Origin of the sequence: Saccharothrix variisporea (assembly GCF_003634995.1) — a bacterium.
GTDB classification, from domain to species: Bacteria; Actinomycetota; Actinomycetes; order Mycobacteriales; family Pseudonocardiaceae; genus Actinosynnema; species Actinosynnema variisporeum.
This window is the reverse complement of record NZ_RBXR01000001.1, coordinates 2,095,797-2,113,627: the sequence shown is the minus strand read 5'-3', so window position 1 is coordinate 2,113,627 and position 17,831 is coordinate 2,095,797. Positions and strand designations below refer to the sequence as shown.

Sequence of the window (17,831 nt, the reverse complement as noted above, 5' to 3'; positions counted from 1 at the left end):
TGTGTTGCGCAAGATCATCGGGATGACGGCTGCGCTGCTCGCCATGAGCACCGTGCCGGCCGTGGCCGAACCGGAGGCGGGGCTGTTGCCCGCGCCGACCGGACCGCACAAGGTGGGTGTCACGACACTGCACCTGGTCGACCACCAGCGCACCGACCCGTGGCCGGACGCCGTGGGCAAGCCGCGCGAACTGGTCGTGTCGGTGCACTACCCGGCGCGGTCCGTGCGCGGCTACCCTGTCGCGCCGCAGATGACGCCGCAGGCCGCCGCGGTGTTCGGGCAGTTGGACGCGGTGTACGGGCACCCGGAGCTGCCGAAGTCCGGAGTGGACTGGGCCGCCACCAAGACGCACTCGCACGTCGGCGCACCCGCGCTGCCCGGACGACGTCCGGTGCTCCTCTACAGCACGGGCGGCGGCGACCCGCGCACGATCAACACCGCGCTGGCGGAAGACCTCGCGAGCCGGGGGTTCGTGGTGGTGTCGATGGACCACCCCGGCGAGACCAGCGAGGTCGAGTTCCCCGACGGCCGGGTGCGCACCATCGCCCTGCCCGAGGACCCGCGCGTCAAGCCCGCGATCTTCCGGGACATGATCGCGGTCCGGCTCACGGACACGAAGTTCGTGCTCGACCAGCTCGAGGTGCTCGCGGCCGGCGGCAACCCGGACGCGGCCGGCCGTGAGCTGCCGCGCGACCTGGCCCGGTCGCTGGACCTGCGCCGGATCGGCATGTACGGGCACTCGGCGGGCGGCACCACGGCGTCCCAGGCGATGTACGACGACCCGCGCATCGACGCGGCCGTGAACCTGGAGGGCCACCTGGACTACGCGGTCGAACCGGGCAAGCCCGGCGAACTGCTCCCGGTCGCCCGCGACGGCGTGGACCGGCCGTTGTTCCTGGTCGGCACGGACGGCTACCTCGACGACCGGTACCGCACGTCGTGGGCCGCCATGCTCTCCCACGGTCCGCGCACCCGGCACCACCAGATCAGCCACGCCACGCACTGGGTGTTCACCGACTTCGCGCCCATGACGGAAGCGTTCGTCAACGCCCGCCTGATGCCCGAGCAGGACCGGGTGAAGCTCGTCGGCGAGATCCGTGCCGAACGGTCGGTCCCGGTCGTCCGCGACCTCGTGGGTGCGTTCTTCCAGCGCACTCTGCGCCGCTGAACCGTCCGCCCGCCGCGAAACCGCGTGCGTCGAGCCCAAGATCACGGCCATCATCGGCACGTGACCGAGCAGCAAACGATGTACGAGGCCATCGGCGGCAGCAAGGTGCTGGACGAGCTGGTGGAGGTGTTCTACGCCAAGGTGCTCGACGACCCGCTGCTCAAGCCACTGTTCGAGAACTTCACGCGCACGCACCTGGAGCACGTGTCGGTGTGGCTGGCGGAGGTGTTCGGCGGCCCGGCCGGCTTCACCGAGGAGTTGGGCGGGCACCTGCACATCCTCCAGGCGCACCACGGCCTGGGCATCAGCGAGGAGCAGCGGGCCAGGTGGGCGGAGCTGATGAAGGAGTCGGCGCGCGAGGTGCTGCCGGCCGACGAACGGCTGCAGGACAGCTTCGGCCGCTACATCGACTGGGGCACCGCCATCGCCCGGGACGTGTCGCAGCCGGGCGAGGCCTACCCGGAGAGCGCGGGGGACGTCCCGCGCCGGCACTGGCAGTGATCGGGTTGTCAGACCTGAGGCTGATTCCCGGCCAGCCATAAGGCGGACGGGGACCCTCCGATGGTCCGATGCGCGCCGGCCGCGCGCAGGGGTGGACTGGACGCATCGCGCCGACGATGTGACGGGAAGCCCGGGTGCTCGACCTTTCGCTGATCAACGGACCCATCCCGGCGGCGGTCACAGTGGTGGCCGCCGCCGGTTTGGTGTTGTTGGCGGTCGGTGTCCGTCCTTTCCGGATAGTCCTGTTCGCGGTGCTCGCCGGTGTGCTGTCCGCCGCCTTGGTGGGGCTGGTCGTCAACGTGGTGTGGCGGCCGTTTCCCGAGCCGTTGCCGCTGAAAGTGCTGGTGTGCCTGGGCGCTCTCGTGCTCGCCGTGGTGTTGGCCGTGGTGCGGTGGCGGGCGCGTGTGCACCGGGTGATCGCCTTGTTCGCCGTGGTGACCGTTCTGGTGGGCGCGTTGTCAGGGGTGAACACCTTTTACGGGCAGTACCCGACCATGCGGGCGGTTCTGGGGCCGTTGCTGGCCGAAACCGTGGACCTGGACGAAGCCGCCCGGCCCGCCGGTGACCTCGTCGTGCCGGACGGGTCCGTGCTCGCCGACGTGTGGCAACCGGCGAGCGTGCCGGACAAGGGGACGGTGTCGTCGGCGGACATCCCGGCGAGCACCGACTACCGGCCGCGTGGCGCCTGGGTGTACCTGCCGCCCGCCTACGCTGTGTCGCCGCGCCCCCGGTTGCCCGTGGTCGTGCTGCTGGCCGGCCAGCCGGGCACGCCCCGCGACTGGCTCGACGCCGGCCAACTCGCGCAACACCTGGACGCGTTCGCCCGGCAGCACCGCGGGCTCGCGCCGATCGTCGTCATGGCCGACCAGTTGGGTTCCCTGATGGCCAACCCGATCTGCGTCGACTCCTCGCGCGGCGCGCTGGAGACCTACCTGGCCAAGGACGTACCGAACTGGGTCAAGCAGCGGCTCACCGTCGACCAGCGGCGCACGGCGTGGACCATCGCCGGGTTCTCCCAAGGCGGCACGTGCGCGCTGCAACTGGCCGTGCGCGCGCCGGACGTCTACGGGAAGTTCATCGACATCTCCGGCCAGGCCGAGCCGACCCTGGGCAACCGCGCGGACACCATTCGGCAGGTGTTCGGCGGCGACGCCGAGGCCTTCCGGCGGGTCAACCCGCTGGACGTCCTCGCGACCCGGCGGTTCCCCGACACCGAGGGCGTGGTGGTGGCGGGCCAGGGCGACGTCTACTACCGCGACGAGGACAGGAAGGTGTACGAAGCGTGCCAACGGGCGGGGATGGACGTGCGGTGGGCGGAACTGCCCGGCGGCCACGACTGGAACGTCTGGCGGCCGGGGCTGTACGACTCGCTGCCGTGGCTCGCGCAGCGCACCGGCTTGGCCCGCTGATCCGGCGGGCGCCCGTCACGACGGCGTTGCTGGTCGTGTTGTGGGGCGTGGGCGCGGTCAGCGGGACGCTGTGGTCGGGGCCGTCCGACGAACTGCTCGACCAGATCGGGTTCGGGGTGTCGTCTCCACTGTGGACGGCCCTCGGGTCCTCGTTGTGGTGCGCGAACCTGGCCGGGTACCTGGGGACCAGCGTGCTGCTGGTGGTGTTCGGACCGGTCGCGGAGCGCGAGTTCGGGCCGTGGCGGGCGGTGGCGCTGCTGGTCGGGTGCCAGGTGGCGGCGGTGTTCGCGGGAGCCGGGCTGGTGCGGGTGGGCGCGTCGACCGGGTGGAGTTGGCCGTCGTCGCTGGAGTACGACCTGGCGGTGGGGGTGTCGCCGGGGGTGGCGGGGCTGGCGTTGGCGTTGAGCTTCCGGCTGCCGCCGCTGTGGCGTCGACGGGTGCGGGTGTTCCTGGTGCTCGGGCTGCTGGTGCTGGCGCTGTACTCGGGGTACCTGGAGGACGTGCTGCGGCTGTGCGGAGGGGTCGTCGGGCTGCTGGTGGGGGCGGTGCGACGACGTCCGGTGGCGGTGCTGGCGTCGGAGACCCGGGTGCTGGTGGCCTTGCTGTTGGCGGCTTCGGCGTTGGGGCCGATCGTGGTGTGGTTGTCGCCTTACGCCAACGGGCCGCTGTCGTGGTTCACCGACGTGGTGGCGGTGCCGCAGCCGGACGCGGACACCGTGGCCGGGTTGTGCGCGGACCCGGAGTCGTGGTCGCAGTGCCGGACCGCGCAGGCCCAGGCGGCGTACGACCGGTTGCCCGCGTTGCTGATGTCGGTGGTGCCCGCGTTGTTGTTGCTGGTGCTGGCGGAAGGGCTGCGGCGGGGGCGGCGGTTCGCGTGGTGGGCGGCGCTGGTGCTCAACGTCGGGATGGCGGCGCTGTTCGGCTGGTACGTGGTGGACCTGGGGGACGTGCTGACGCCTTCGGTGTTCGCCGAGTTCGCGCTGCCGTTGGTGTTGCCGGTGGCGATCGTGGTCGTGTTGTTGTGCACTCGGCGGCACTTCCCGTTGCCCACGCCGGTCCGCCGGTTCTGGGCGGTGTCGTTGGGCGGGTTCCTGGCGTTGAGCGCGGTGTACGTGCTCGGCGGGTACGTGGTGCGCGAGCAGTTCACGCCCGTGCCCGGGTTCGGCGACCTGGTGGCGGACCTGCCGGCGCGGTTCCTCCCACCGGGCTACCTGGGGTTGGTGGCGCTGCCGTTCCGGCCCGACGACTTCGTGGCGGCGGTGCTGTTCGAGTACACCGGGGTGGTGTTCTGGCTGGTCGTGCTGGGCGGGTTGCTGCAGGCGCTGTGGCACGCGCGGCGGGTCGAGCAGGGGGATGCGGCGGCGCGGGCGTGGGAGCTGGTGCAGCTGCACGGCGGGACGTCCCTGTCGTACATGACGACCTGGCGCGGCAACCGGTACTGGTTCACCCCTGACGGTGAGGCGGTGGTCGCCTATCGGGTGGTGGCGACGATCGCGTTGACGGTGGGTGATCCGATCGGGCCTCCGGGGACCCGGTTCGAGGCCGTACGCGGTTTCGCGGCGTTCTGCGCCCACGAAGGCTGGACACCGTGCCTCTACAGCATCAGCGAGGAGCTGCGGGACGAGGTGGCGGTGAGCGGGTGGCACGCGGTGCAGGTCGCCGAGGACACCGTGATCCCGCTGCCGGACTTGACGTTCACCGGCCGCAAGTGGCAGGACGTGCGGACAGCGCTGAACAAGGCGGGCAAGCGCGGCATCACCGCCGAGTGGGTCCGCTACGCCGAGGCGCCACCCGCGCTGACCGACCAGGTGCGGTCGATCTCGGCGGAGTGGGTGGCCGACAAGGGGTTGCCGGAGATGGGGTTCACGCTGGGCGGGCTCGCGGAGCTGTCCGGCGACGGGGTGCGCTGCCTGGTCGCGGTGGACGCCGACCGGACCGTGCACGCGGTGACCAGCTGGCTGCCGGTGCACGTGGACGGCCGGGTGGTCGGGTGGACGCTGGACTTCATGCGGCGGCGGGGGAGCGCGTTCCCGGGGGCGATGGAGTTCCTGATCGCATCGGCGGCGCTGGCGCTGCGGGAAGAGGGGTACGCGTTCCTGAGCCTGTCCGGGGCGCCGCTGGCACGGTTGGACCGGGGTGCGCGGGCGTGCGGGGTGCAGCGGGTGCTGGACTTCACCGGGCGGGTGCTGGAGCCGGTGTACGGGTTCCGGTCGCTGCTGGCGTTCAAGGCGAAGTTCCAACCCGTGTACCGGCCGCTGTACATGGCCTACCCCGACCCGGCGGCGCTGCCGCGCATCGCGAACGCCGTGGGGCGGGCGTACCTGCCGGGGATGAGCGTGCGCCAGGGTGTGCGACTGGCCGGCCGCGTTCTGCGGTCGGTCCGCCACGCGCCGGCCCGACCCGTCGCCTAGTGGGGCTGGAGCCGGGTCCGGTTCGCCGCGAGCCGGGGCATCCGGTCGCGCAGCTGGGCGGGTGCCCCGGGTCGGTTCGGCGCGAGTCGGCGCGGTTCCGGTGTCAGCTCGTCGCGAGCCGGTGCAGCCAGTCGCGCAGCAGGGCCGCCTCCGCCGGCGTCAACGGGTGGCTCTGGCCGTTCAGCGTCGAGTCCAGGGCCAGGGCGTGGGCGGACAGCGTGGTGTCCTCCGGGGGCAACTCGTCGGTCGTGATCGAGGCCAACACCATGTCCCGCGTCCTTGTCGACACACCCAGGTCCTTCTCCTGCGCCGAGATCAGGCTGAGCGTGACCCCGGTGTTGGTCGCGTGCACGATGCTCGCCGCCGTCTCGACGGGCACCTTCAACCGGCCCTGCGCGGCGACGCGTTCCAGGATGCCGACCAGCAGCCGGTAGGCGTCGTCGGCGGCGGTCGGACGACGTCCGGGCTGGGGGACGCCGTACATCAGCACGTAGAACGCCGGGTGGGTGAGCCCGAACTCGACGTGCAGGTCCCAGCCGCGCCGCAGGTCCTCGACCGGGTCGTCGCTGGGCGCGACGGTCTTCTTGGCGGCCAGGTACCGCTCGAACCCGTGCGCGGTGACCGCGTCCAGCAGCCCCTGCTTGTCGCCGAACAGCCGGTACAGGGCCGGTGCCTGCACGCCCGCGGCGGCGGCGACGGCCCGCGTGGAGACCGCGTCGATCCCGCCGTCGGCCAGCAGTTCGGCCGCGGCCTGGATGATCCGCTCGCGCGTGGTGACGCTCCGCTCTCCGCCCATGCATCAATGTTAACCCCATCGTGGGTAGCACTGATACTGGAATCGGTGCTACCGTCTTTCTCGTAGCGCCGATACCACTTTGGAGCCTCCGATGACCACGCAGTTCCGCACCCTCGGCAAGACCGGTCCCACCGTCTCGTCCCCGGGGCTGGGCCTGATGGGGATGTCCGACCTCTACGGCCCCGCCGACGAGGCCGAGAGCACCGCCACCATCCACGCGGCCCTCGACGCCGGCGTCACCCTGTTCGACACCGGCGACTTCTACGGCATGGGCCACAACGAACTGCTGCTCCGCGACGCCCTGCGCGCCCGCCCGGGTGCCCGGGACGACGCGGTGATCAGCGTCAAGTTCGGGGCCCTGCGGGACCCGGACGGCGGCTGGTCGGGCTACGACGCCCGCCCGGCGGCGGTGAAGAACTTCGCCGCCTACAGCCTGCGCCGCCTGGGCACGGACCACATCGACATCTACCGCCCGGCCCGCCTCGACCCGGCCGTGCCGATCGAGGACACAGTCGGCGCCATCGCGGAGTTGGTGGAGGCAGGCCACGTGCGCCACATCGGCCTGTCCGAGGTCGGCGCGGAGACCCTCCGCAGGGCCGCCGCCGTGCACCCGATCTCCGACCTCCAGATCGAGTACTCCCTGCTGTCCCGGGGCATCGAGCAGGAGGTCCTGCCGGCGGCCCGGGAGTTGGGCATCGGCATCACGGCCTACGGGGTCCTCTCGCGAGGCCTGCTGTCCGGCCACTGGCAACCGACCCGCGCCCTCGCCAACGACTTCCGCGCCATCAGCCCCCGCTTCCAGCCCGGCAACGTCGAGCACAACCTGGCCCTGGTGGAGTCCCTGCGTGCCATCGCCACAGCCAAGGACGCGACAGTCGCGCAAGTGGCCATCGCGTGGGTCGCCGCCCAGGGCGAGGACATCGTCCCGCTGGTGGGCGCCCGCACACGCAGCCGCCTGACCGAGTCCCTGGCCGCCACAACCCTGACCCTGACCGACTCGGACCTGGCCACCATCAGCGAGGCGATCCCCGCCGACGCCGCCGCCGGCACCCGCTACGCCACACCCCTGATGGCCGACCTCGACAGCGAACGCTGACCCAGACCCGCGATCCCCGCACGCGCAGCCCCGCACGCGCAGCCCCGCACCCCGCTGCCCCGCACCCCGCTGCCCCGCACCTCGCAGCCCTACAACCGCAGCCCTACACGCGCGGTCGCGGGTCAGCCGCCAAGTCCTGCTCGATCGCCGCACACGTGGCCAACAGCCGCGGCACGGTCTCCTCCCGCATGCGGTCCACCGTGGTCCGACTGGCATGGGTGGACACGTTGACCGCCGCCACCACCCGCCCCGACCGATCGCGAACCGGAGCCGCCACCGACCGCAGCCCTTCCTCCAACTCCTGGTCCACCAGCGCCCATCCCTGGGCCCGCACCCCGTCCAACTCGTCCCGGAGCCGCTCCACGGAGGTGATCGTGTGCGACGTCAACGGCTCCAACCGCACCGAACCCAGGTACCGCTCCAACTCCCCGGCGGACAGCCCGGCCAGCAACACGTGTCCCATCGACGTGGCGTACGCCGGGAACCGGGTGCCCACGGTGATCGACACGGCCATGATCCGAGACACGGCGAACCGCGCCACGTACACGACATCCGCCCCGTCCAGCACCGAGGCGGAGGTGGACTCGCCCACCTCGCCGGAGAGCCGTTCGAGGTGGGGCTGGGCGATCTCGGGCAGCGACATGCTCGACAGGAACGCGTACCCGAGTTCCAGCACCCGCGCGGTCAACGAGAACAGCTTCCCGTCGGTCCGCACGTACCCGAGGTCCACCAGCGTCAGCAGGAACCGCCGTGCCGCCGCCCGGGTCAGCCCGGTGGCCTTGGCGACGTCGGTGAGCGTCAGCGCGGGCGTGTCGGCGCTGAACGCGCGGACCACCGCCAACCCGCGCTCCAACGACTGCACGTAGTACGCGCCGCGCTCCACCGACTCACCCATGATCCGCACACCCTAGCGACCACCCGGGAGGGTCATGCCTCGACAACCACGGCCAGCCCTTGGCCGACACCGATGCACAGCGCCGCCAAACCCCACCCGCCGCCGCGCCGACGCAGCTCGTGGGCGAGTTGCAGCACGACCCGCCCGCCGGACGCGCCGAGGGGGTGACCGATGGCGATCGCACCACCGTTGACGTTGACGATCTCGGGGTCCAGCGCGGGCCAGGACTTCAGGCAGGCCAGCGACTGGGCGGCGAACGCCTCGTTGAGCTCCACCGCCGCCAGGTCGTCCCAGCCGATCCCGGCTCGGCGCAGGGCGATCTCGGCCGCCTCGACGGGGCCGATGCCGAACACGTCCGGGTCGACACCCGCCGCGCCGCGTCCGGCGATGCGTGCCAACGGCGTCACACCCAGGCGGTCGGCGGCGGCCTGCGAACCCAGCAGCAGTGCCGACGCGCCGTCGTTGAGCGGTGAGGCGTTGCCTGCCGTCACCGTCCCCTGTGGACGGAAGGCGGGCTTCAGGGTGGCGAGCTTCTCCAGGCTGGTGTCGGCGCGGATGCCTTCGTCGCGGGTCAGGTCCGTGCCCGGCACGGGGACCACGTGGCCGTCGTAGAAGCCGTTGTCCCAGGCCTTCGCGGCGAGCTGGTGGCTGCGCAGCGCGAACGCGTCCTGCTCCTCGCGGCCGATGCCGAAGCGGTCGGCGAGGGCCTCGGTGGACTCGCCGAGCGACACGGTCCACTCGGCGGGCATCTTCGGGTTGGTCATGCGCCACCCGAGGGTGGTGGAGTGCAGGGTCTCGTGGCCGGACGGGAAGCCCTTGGCGGGCTTCTGCAGCACCCACGGCGCCCGGCTCATCGACTCGACCCCGCCCGCGACGACCAAGGAGGCGTCATCGACGGCGATGGTGCGCGAAGCCTGCATGACGGCGTCCAGGCCGGACCCGCACAGCCGGTTCACGGTCGTCCCGGGCACGGACGTCGGCCACCCGGCGAGCAGGGCCGCCATCCGGGCGACGTTCCGGTTGTCCTCGCCCGCCTGGTTGGCGTCGCCGAACACGACCTCGTCGACCTGCGCCGGGTCGAGGTCGGAGCGCTCGGCGAGCGTGCCCACGACGTGGGCGGCCAGGTCGTCGGGGCGCACGCCGGACAGGGCGCCGCCGTAGCGGCCGAACGGGGTGCGCACGCCGTCGAGCACGAACACGTCGGTCACGTCGAAGCCTCCTTGAGCGACCGCAGCGCGGCCAGTTCCTCAGCGGTCGGTGGGGGAGTGCGGCCGAGGTCGGGGGCGACCTTCAGGTCCCACCCGGTCGCGGCGCGCACGTCGTCCAGGGATACACCGTCGTGCAGGTCGGTGAGCACGAGTTCGGCCGTCTCGGCGTCCGGCCGGAACACCCCCAGGTCGGTGATCACCAGCGTCGGGCCCGCCCCGCGAAGGCCCAGCCGCTCCCGGTCACCACGCCCGCCGCCGTGCCCGAAGGAGGTCACGAAGTCGACCCGCTCCACGAAACTGCGCCTGCTCTGCCGCACCACGACGTACACCTCGCCGCACGAGGCGGCGATCTCCGGCGCGCCACCCGCCCCCGGCAGCCGCACCCGGGGCCGGGCGTAGTCGCCGACCACGGTCGTGTTGATGTTGCCGAACCGGTCCAACTGGGCCGCGCCGAGGAAGCCGATGTCGATGCGGCCGGGCTGGAGCCAGTAGTTGAACACCTCGGGCACGCTGATCACCGCGTCCGCGGTCTCGGCGAGGATGCCGTCACCGATGGACGCGGGCAGCCGGTCGGGCTTGGACCCGAGCGTCCCCGACTCGTACACCAGCACGAGTTCGGGCGCGTGCGTGCGCCGCGCGAGGTTCGCGGCCGTGGACGGCAACCCGATCCCGACGAACACCCGCTGCCGCCCCGACAACGCCCGCGCCGCCGCGACCGCCATCATCTCGTCGGAGGTGTGGTCCACGCCGTCTCCACTCCCGCCCGCCACGCCGCCGCCGTCGCGCCCGGCCGACACCGCGCTCACGCCGCCGCCTCCCTGATCCGCTCGACCCAGGCGCCGAACCCGTCCCGGTCGCGGCTGATCGCGTCCCAGGCCGCGTAGTAGGCGTTGTCCCGCTCCGAATACCCCTGCGCGTACGAGGGGTGCGCCCCGCCCGGCACCTCCGCCACGGCCGTCACCGCCCACGACGGCAGCACGACCGCGCCCGGCACCGGCGTCAACTCGTCCACGACCTCCTCGACCGTGACCAGGCTGCGCCGCGCCGCCAGCACCGCCTCCTTCTGCACCCCGAGCAACCCCCACAGCTGGACGTTGCCGCGCCGGTCGGCGCGCTGGGCGTGCACGATCGTCACGTCCGGGTTCAGCGCGGGCACGGCGGTCAGGACCTCGCCGGTGAACGGGCACGTGATCGGCTTGATCGACGCCGTGACCGAGGCCAGGTCGGTGCCGACGTACCCGCGCAGCACCGCGAACGGCAACCCGGACGCGCCGGCGACGTACCGGTTGGCCATGCCGGCGTGGCTGTGCTCCTCGATCTCCAACGCCCGCGGCCACCCGTTCTCCACCGCGTCCCGGAACCGGTGCAGTGAGCCGACACCGGGGTTGCCACCCCACGAGAACACCAGCTTCCGCGCGCACCCGGCGCCGATGAGCTGGTCGTAGACGATGTCCGGCGTCATCCGCACGAGCGTCAGGTCCCGCCGGCCCTGGCGGATGATCTCGTGCCCCGCCGCCACGGGGATCAGGTGGGTGAAGCCCTCCAGCGCGACGACGTCCCCATCGGCCACGAGCTCGCCGACCGCGTCCGCCAGCGTTGCGATCTCGGCCACGTCACCTCACATGTTCGCATGCCGAACACAAGTTCTCCATACGAACACTACGAGCGCCGCGCTGCACCGGTCAACCCTTGGGCAGCGTCCGGTGATCCTCTACATTCCGGAACGTGAGCGATCCGGATGCACGGGCGAGCGTCGACGTGGCCGCACCCGCCGAGCACGTGTACGAGCTGGTCAGCGACTTGGCGGGGATGGCGGAACTGGCCGAGGAGTACTCGGGCGGCCGGTGGCTGGACGGTGCGAGCGGTCCGGGCGTCGGCGCGCGCTTCCGCGGCACGAACCGGCGCGGGATCAGGCTGTGGACCACGGTCGCCACGGTGACCGACGCGCGCACGGAGCGTTTCGCGTTCGTCGTGCACTCGCTGGGGATGCCGGTGTCCCGCTGGCAGTACGACATCGAGCCGTCCGACACCGGCTGCCGCGTCACGGAAAGCACGTGGGACCTGCGCCCGTCCTGGTTCAAGCCGCTGACGGTGCTCGCGACGGGCGTCCGCGACCGCGGCACCCGCAACCAGGCCAACATCGAATCCACCCTCGCCCGCTTGAAGCAGGCCGCTGAACGCAGCCGCCGGCCGTACCCGTGAGGGCCGGCCGGCGAGGCTGGGGGCGGAGGTCGGGCGTCGGGTGGGGGCGGTTCGCGCTCAGTTCGCGAGGCGCTTGAGGCGGCGGCGCAGTTCGGCCACCAGTTCGTCGTCGGTGAGGTCCGCCGGGTCGGGCCTGGTGTGCTTGAGCTGGGCTTCGTCGGCCGTGATCAGTTCGGCGGCGACCATCACCTCCAGCGGGCTGACCTCGAACAGCCTGGCGATCGCGCGGGCGGTGTCGATGTTGATCGACTTGCCCCGCCGCCAGTCCGTGAACCGGCTGCGGTGCACGCCGGTCGCTCGGGAGAGGTCGCCGGTGCTCAGGCCGCGGTTCTCCAGGTTGGTCTCGATGTAGGTCCACAGGGACGACGTGGTGGTGGAATCTTCGCTCACACCGCGCAGTCTAGTTGTGAGCGCGCAACCGACGTCAGGTGCGTCCGGTATCGGCGTGTCGCGCGCCCGTCAGACGCCCCTGTGGACCACACCCACCGCTCAGACGGCCCCGCGCCGACCGACCCGGGACGACCGGCCGAGGCTGAAGCCCAAGGCGACCATGCCGAGGCCCAGCCCCAGGTGCAGCCAGTTGTCCGCGGTGTTCACCGGCACGAAGTTGGCTCCGCTGTCGTGGTCGATGAGCAGACCGTAGAGCCACAGCACCAGGTACACCACTCCGCCGCCCACGAGGTAGGTCGTCGCGCCGGCGGCGGTGCGGGCCATCAGGAAGCCGACCACGCCGAACGCCAGGTGCACGAGGTTGTGCAGGATGGACACGTTGAAGACGCCCAACAGCTGCGCCTGCGACTCATGCCCCGCGAACTGCATGGTGTCGTAGTCGGTGGTCAGACCGGGGATGAAGCCGGCGATTCCGACCAACGCGAACACGATGCTCACCGCGAGCGCGGCGGACTGCACCGGTGTGCGCGTGATCGCTCCGCTTGTGCTCATGTCAAGCTCCCTGTCCCGAGGGTGTTCGAGCCTGCCCACCGACTACCCTCGGCGACCCGCGCAAAACACCCGGCCACGACCGGGCGCAACGGGCCGCACGAGCACCCCCACGACCAGCACGAACACCGCCGGCCGCCGCCACTTCACCGCGCCTGCCCGGCTCGCCTGCCCGGCCGCGCTCGCCTCGCGCCAGGCCACCTCGCCGAGTCCCTGGCCTCAGTGGCGGTGGGTGCAGTCCGGTTGGGTCGGGTCGCCGGGGTGTTCGAAGCCGGGGGCTGTGCGTACTGCCGCTGCCCTGCGGTGGTCCAGCCAGCGGCTGAATTCGCGCAGGCGGGTGCCCCTCGACCTTCGGCTCGGTGAGTCCTCGTCCACCGGGCGGTCCTCGTGCTCGTCGGCAACCGCGTAGTGGTGCCGGCCGCCGTGCTCGACCGGGCCTACGAGGGTGCCCAACGGGGCAACACGGAGGGCGTCGGCCAGCGGGGTGGGGAGGTCGTCCAGTGTGGTCCACCCGATCGGGGCCAGTTTTTCGCCGTATCGGACTCGCCACCAGCGGCGGACCGGACCGGCGTCGACCACGGACACCGGCGGGACCACCGCCGCGAACACGGCTCCCACCTCCGGGCACGACTGCCACGCCGCCGAACCGATCGATCCCAACTGGACCGCCGCCACCGGGTCCAACGGCTCGTGACCCGTGACGGGCAGCGAGCGGGCCGCCGCTTCTCGCCGGCACAGCTCTTCGGTCAGGAGCACGTGCGCGGTCCACCGGACCAACTGCCGGTCCTCGCTGGTGCCGGGCTTGGGCAGCGCGCCGGGGCGGGTTCGCAGAGCGGCCAGGCGGGCGTCCAAGGCCGCTCGGGGCACGGGCACGTCCTCGACCCAGCCGATCACCGCCGCCTCCCGCTGAGCCCGCGCGGCGGCCTCCTTGGTCGAAGGGTGGTGGTGGTTCATCGCACCTCCAGCCGGATCGCCGGGGTGTACTGCACGCGCCCGAACCACATCAGCTTCACCATCCCCCACCACGTCCCGGGCTCGGCGTCCACCGGCACGTCCACCTCGAACTCCACTCGACCGGTCCCGCCCGCCGGCACGCTGAACCCCCGCGCGTGCGGCCCGACGAACCCCCAAGTCCCCCACGGGCTCACCGGCATGGCCTCACCGTCCACCCCGGACGACGAGTCGTTGGCCAGCGCCACCGCCACCACCGCCCGCCCGCCGGGAGCCACCACGACCCGCTCGTCCACCCCGGTCACCCGCAGCCCGGTCACCCGGCCGGAGGTGGCGGTGGTGCCCTCGATCTGCTTGCCGTGGTCGATCTCCGGGCCGGGCGGCGGGGGGACGACCTCGTCCAGCGGGCCGCCGGGCACGAGCACGCTCACCACGTCCTCGACCAGGTCCTCGCCGACCTCCAACTGCACCCGGACGAAGTACAAGCCCGGCCCACCCGCCGGCACGACCTCCAGGGGGAACGTGGTGTGCCCGCCGGGCGCGAGCGTGATCGGCCGCAGCAAAGGTGTCGCGCTCCACCCGTCCGGCACGACCACCCGCACCGTCCCGCTGAACTCCGCCGCCACCTGGCTCGCAACGGTCACGGAAACCGACGAACCGGTCAGCACGGTCGGCGAGACGGTCACGCTGACCGGGAAGAACCCCATCGGCGCCGGCCCCCGGTTGTGCAGCCAGTACCGCGCGTACACCGGCTGAGCCACCTCCGCCGACGCCCCCAGCACGCCACCACCGGACAACGGCACGTCCGCGACCACCGTGGCGATCTGCGCACCGTCCAGCGGCACCACCACCCGCCCGTCGACCAGCACCGACGCCCGCCGCTCCTGCTCCACCAGGTCGGTCGTGTGCGCGGCCGTCCACGGCACCACCGACGACACGGTCGCGGTCACCGGACGCCCGGTCGTCTCCACCAACCGGACGGTCATGCCCGACGCCTGCGACACCGACCCGACCGCGCTCGGGTTGCCCGCCCGCTTCACCGTCTGCACCTGCACCCGCCGCTCCGGCGACACCGTCAGCAGGGCGTGCGACGCCGGCAGGTCACCGGCGTGCGGCTCGACCACCCGGCCGTGCAGGGGAGCCGAGAACCCCTGGCCGCGTGCCACCAGGTCGGCCTGCCGCCAGTCGCCGGCACCGCTGACCAGGGCGTAGTCGAAGTCGTGGGTCCAGTGCTGCAACTGGAACGCCGACCCGTCCGGCGCGCGCCGCACGGGCGGGTCCAGCCAGATCCCGGACGGCCACCCGGTGCACGACCGCATCAGCGACAGGTGCAGCGCGCCCGACGGGTCCACGGCGAAGCCGGGGATGCCGTAGGACAGCAGCCCGACGGTGTGCGCGTCGAGCAGCCGCGTCGACCCGACCTCCACGGCGGTCACGTCGGCGTCCCCGACCGCGAACTCGCCGGCGAAAGCGGCGATCTCACCCGACAGCGCAGCGTCGTCCACCCCGTCCACCACCACGACCGGCAAGGCCCGCAAGGACCGCAGGTCGGCGTTGGGCTGCCACGCCTCCTCGACCGCCGACGCCGCCGGCACGAACAGCCGTGCCGCGCCCCGCGCGTCCAGTTGCCGTTTCAGCTCCTCCCGTCCGGCCGCGTCCAGCACCTCGGCGGCGATCGGGTTGCGGTCCGGGCCGCCCAGCACGATCCGCACGTCCGGCAGGTTCGAGTCCACCCGCAGCCACCCGTAGCGCGCGCCCTCGGCCGTGGACGTGGTCGCCGTGACCCCGACTCGCGCCAACGCCACCACCAGCTCCCGCGCGAGCGGCGCGGCGTCACCCAGCGCAGGCACGACCACTTCGGCGACGGCGATCGACGCCCGCCCCAGCTCGGAACCGTCCGGAGACCGCAGCCGCAGCGCGGCGGTAGAACTCAGCCCGAAGAACGTGTTGGCCGGGTTGTCCAGCGTCCACGGCGCGACGGCCGTGTCGGAGTCCGGCAGGGCGAACCCGCGCGCGATGACCGCGCCGCCGACCTCGCTGACCGGCCGCGCGCCCGGCACGTCCAGCGGGAACTTCACCCGCAGCAACTGGTCGGACCCGGTGAACTCCGGCACGCGGGTGCGCAGGTCGAGCCGGTCCACGCCGTGCCACAGCGTGATCCGCTGCTCGTACCGGACGTCCCCGACCCGCCCGACGACCACGAGCCGGCTGCCCACCGGGCTGTGCAGCACCCGCACCTCCGCCGGTGACGCCGCCGAGGACACCACGTTCCCGTTGGGCAGCAGGTGCCACGGCCCCTCGCCGAACTCCGGGTGCTGCGGGTACTCGTCGTAGAGCCGCAGCTCGTTGCCCACCTCCCCGGCCCGCACCAGCTCCCGCCCGGACACCACCTCGCGCACGCTGCGCAGCCCGCCGCCCCGCGCCGGATCGGCCTCGACGGCGAAGTAGGAGTTGGCGATCGCCACCCCCGACCCCGCCTCCCACACCGGCAGAGCGTCCTCGCAAGCCTCCAACCGCCACGTCCGCCAGCCCATACCGGGCACGTCGGTGGCGACGAACGCGATCACCGTCGACTCCCCGACCGCCTCGGCCACGAACGGCACCACCGCGCCGGACGAGTCCAGCAGTCGCAGCCCCGACGCCCCGGGCACCGTCACCCGCACGACGTCGGCCCGCGCGAACGCCAAGGTGTTGACCACCGTCACCGCCCGCCCCACCCCGGACGTGTCCACCCGCCCGAGGATCGCCGACATCGCCCGGTCCCGGACGTCCACGGCGAGGTCGTGCGCCTCCCGCCACCCCGACACCAGGTCGATGTACACCTGGTCGGACTCGGACCCGGTGATGGCGTCGTGGTGCGCGCCGTACGCCAGCTGCCGCCACACCTTGTCCAGCGCTGCCTCCGGGTACGACCCCAGCCCCAACGCGGACGCGAACACCGCCAGCTTCTCGGCGTCCGTGGCGGCCACCTCGGCCGCCCGCTGCGCCTGCTTGGTGTCGATGTAGGAGACGTCCTTGCCGGTGTAGACGGGGTTCATGTCCCGCGTCTGCGGACTGGGCTCGATCCCGCGCGCGGTCAGCTCCTCGTGCACGGCGGCGAAGAAGTCCCGGGGCGTCCCGCACACGAACTTCGGCCACACGTACCGCGCCGCCCACTCGCGGTGGATCAACGTCACCCACTTGTTCGGCGGCGTGTAGTCCGTGCCGACCGGCAGCAGCGTGTTCCGCGTGGCGGCGGCCGGCTTCACGGCCCGGAACAGGTCGTAGACCTTGCCGCACGCCTCCTCCAGCGTGGCGGAGGAGTCCATCCACCAGCCGGCGGAGTAGTGGTTGGGCATGTAGTGCGTGAGCACCCCGCGCCCGGACGGGGAGATCCACTCGAACTCGGCCGGGAACTGCATGGTCGCCGCGTCCCCGCCGGCCTCGTTGAACTTGGTCAGCAGCGGCCCCCACTGGTGGAACGGCCCGCGCGCCCACGACGTGCTGGTCAGCCCGGCCTCGGCGACCAGCCCGGGGAACTGCGGGTCGTGCCCGAACACGTCGAGCTGCCACGCCGTGCGCGGGTCGGCGCCCATGATGTCCCGCTGGTAGCCCACGCCGTAGACCAGGTTGCGGATCGTCGTCTCGGACCCGGTGAGGTTGGTGTTGGGCTCGTTGTACGTGCCGCCCATGACCTCGACCCGCCCTTCGGCGATGAGGTCGCGCAGCACCTGCCGGTACTCGGGGTGCACGTCCCAGAACGGCTTCAGGTAGTCGACTTCCGCCAGCACGAACGCGTAATCGGGGTCGGACAACGCCATGTCCAGGTGCGCCCGGACCAGGTTGAACCCGTTGTGCTCCCACACCGGCCGGGTGGTGCCGTCGTTGCCTTGCAGCTCCCACGTCTGCGTGTAGGCGGCCTGGGTGTTCCACCAGACGGGGTCGTAGTGGAAGTGCGAGACCAGGAACATCCGCCACCCGGTCTCCTCCACCGTGACCACACCATCCACAGTGGACTCGCCGGCAGTAGCAGTCACCCGCACTTCGGCCCCGACCGGTGCGGAGGCGACCACCCCGACCTCGACCACCACCTCCCCGCTACCGGCCTCCACCACACCCGACCCGCGCACGCCCTCGCCGGTCACCTCGACCGGCAGCGCCGCGGACCCCGCCCCTCGGTCGACGGTGACCCGCACCACCTGCCGGGGCTGGTCCTCGGTCCCGATGAACAGGTCGGTCGACTCGATGGACAGGATCCGCGTCACCACTGCACTCC

Annotated in this window: 15 protein-coding genes; 6 read left to right on the top strand and 9 right to left on the bottom strand. The window is 72.3% G+C overall.

What is annotated here, in order from left to right; translation table 11 throughout:
- The first annotated feature begins 22 nt into the window (after positions 1 to 22).
- From DFJ66_RS09115 to DFJ66_RS09100, 4 genes are all read left to right on the top strand, one after another.
- Complete coding sequence (locus DFJ66_RS09115) at positions 23 to 1,168, top strand: alpha/beta hydrolase family protein (protein WP_121230899.1); 1,146 nt, start codon at positions 23 to 25, stop codon at positions 1,166 to 1,168.
- Positions 1,169 to 1,228: 60 nt separating this feature from the next.
- Complete coding sequence (locus DFJ66_RS09110; protein ID WP_246029650.1) at positions 1,229 to 1,669, top strand: group II truncated hemoglobin; 441 nt, start codon at positions 1,229 to 1,231, stop codon at positions 1,667 to 1,669.
- 134 nt (positions 1,670 to 1,803) lie between these two features.
- Positions 1,804 to 3,078: an alpha/beta hydrolase gene (locus DFJ66_RS09105; RefSeq protein WP_121219798.1), complete on the top strand. Its 1,275-nt coding sequence runs from the start codon at positions 1,804 to 1,806 to the stop codon at positions 3,076 to 3,078.
- The gene (locus tag DFJ66_RS09100) at positions 3,045 to 5,489 is read left to right on the top strand and encodes a bifunctional lysylphosphatidylglycerol flippase/synthetase MprF (protein WP_170199227.1); all 2,445 of its coding nucleotides are present in this window, start codon (positions 3,045 to 3,047) and stop codon (positions 5,487 to 5,489) included. The genes DFJ66_RS09105 and DFJ66_RS09100 overlap by 34 nt, the downstream gene beginning before the upstream one ends.
- Positions 5,490 to 5,592: 103 nt before the next feature.
- Here DFJ66_RS09100 and DFJ66_RS09095 read toward each other — a convergent pair whose 3' ends face one another.
- Positions 5,593 to 6,285, bottom strand: coding sequence for a TetR/AcrR family transcriptional regulator (locus DFJ66_RS09095; RefSeq protein WP_121219794.1), 693 nt, complete (start codon positions 6,283 to 6,285; stop codon positions 5,593 to 5,595).
- 157 nt (positions 6,286 to 6,442) lie between these two features.
- Here DFJ66_RS09095 and DFJ66_RS09090 point away from each other — a divergent pair, with 157 nt between their 5' ends.
- A complete protein-coding gene (locus tag DFJ66_RS09090; protein ID WP_211351562.1) occupies positions 6,443 to 7,381 on the top strand; it encodes an aldo/keto reductase in 939 nt (312 codons plus the stop codon).
- 103 nt (positions 7,382 to 7,484) lie between these two features.
- Here the strand turns inward: DFJ66_RS09090 and DFJ66_RS09085 are convergent, their stop codons facing one another.
- The 4 genes from DFJ66_RS09085 to DFJ66_RS09070 all read right to left on the bottom strand — a co-directional run bounded on the left by DFJ66_RS09085 (position 7,485) and on the right by DFJ66_RS09070 (position 11,096).
- Positions 7,485 to 8,276: an IclR family transcriptional regulator domain-containing protein gene (locus DFJ66_RS09085; protein WP_121230895.1), complete on the bottom strand. Its 792-nt coding sequence runs from the start codon at positions 8,274 to 8,276 to the stop codon at positions 7,485 to 7,487.
- Between the two features lie 32 nt (positions 8,277 to 8,308).
- Positions 8,309 to 9,484, bottom strand: coding sequence for a thiolase family protein (locus tag DFJ66_RS09080; RefSeq protein ID WP_121219789.1), 1,176 nt, complete (start codon positions 9,482 to 9,484; stop codon positions 8,309 to 8,311).
- On the bottom strand, positions 9,481 to 10,209 hold the full coding sequence (locus tag DFJ66_RS09075) for a CoA-transferase subunit beta (RefSeq protein WP_121230893.1): 729 nt from the start codon (positions 10,207 to 10,209) through the stop codon (positions 9,481 to 9,483). Before DFJ66_RS09075 ends, DFJ66_RS09080 begins: the two co-directional genes overlap by 4 nt.
- Before the next feature lie 77 nt (positions 10,210 to 10,286).
- Positions 10,287 to 11,096: a CoA transferase subunit A gene (locus DFJ66_RS09070; RefSeq protein WP_121219787.1), complete on the bottom strand. Its 810-nt coding sequence runs from the start codon at positions 11,094 to 11,096 to the stop codon at positions 10,287 to 10,289.
- 113 nt (positions 11,097 to 11,209) lie between these two features.
- Here DFJ66_RS09070 and DFJ66_RS09065 point away from each other — a divergent pair, with 113 nt between their 5' ends.
- Positions 11,210 to 11,686 carry an SRPBCC family protein gene (locus tag DFJ66_RS09065; RefSeq protein ID WP_121219785.1) on the top strand — a complete coding sequence of 159 codons (477 nt, stop codon included), beginning with the start codon at positions 11,210 to 11,212 and terminating at the stop codon, positions 11,684 to 11,686.
- Between the two features lie 57 nt (positions 11,687 to 11,743).
- On the opposite strand, the gene DFJ66_RS09060 is transcribed toward DFJ66_RS09065, so the two are convergent.
- The 4 genes from DFJ66_RS09060 to DFJ66_RS09045 form a co-directional block, all read right to left on the bottom strand.
- The gene (locus DFJ66_RS09060) at positions 11,744 to 12,076 is read right to left on the bottom strand and encodes a helix-turn-helix domain-containing protein (RefSeq protein ID WP_170199225.1); all 333 of its coding nucleotides are present in this window, start codon (positions 12,074 to 12,076) and stop codon (positions 11,744 to 11,746) included.
- Between the two features lie 99 nt (positions 12,077 to 12,175).
- The gene (locus DFJ66_RS09055) at positions 12,176 to 12,628 is read right to left on the bottom strand and encodes a DUF4383 domain-containing protein (RefSeq protein ID WP_211351036.1); all 453 of its coding nucleotides are present in this window, start codon (positions 12,626 to 12,628) and stop codon (positions 12,176 to 12,178) included.
- 216 nt (positions 12,629 to 12,844) lie between these two features.
- Positions 12,845 to 13,579 (bottom strand): DUF7158 domain-containing protein, encoded by a 735-nt coding sequence (locus tag DFJ66_RS09050; RefSeq protein ID WP_121219781.1) that lies wholly within the window; start codon positions 13,577 to 13,579, stop codon positions 12,845 to 12,847.
- Entirely contained in the window at positions 13,576 to 17,820 is a 4,245-nt protein-coding gene (locus tag DFJ66_RS09045; RefSeq protein WP_211351034.1) for a glycoside hydrolase family 38 N-terminal domain-containing protein, read from the bottom strand. Before DFJ66_RS09045 ends, DFJ66_RS09050 begins: the two co-directional genes overlap by 4 nt.
- Positions 17,821 to 17,831 lie beyond the last annotated feature (11 nt).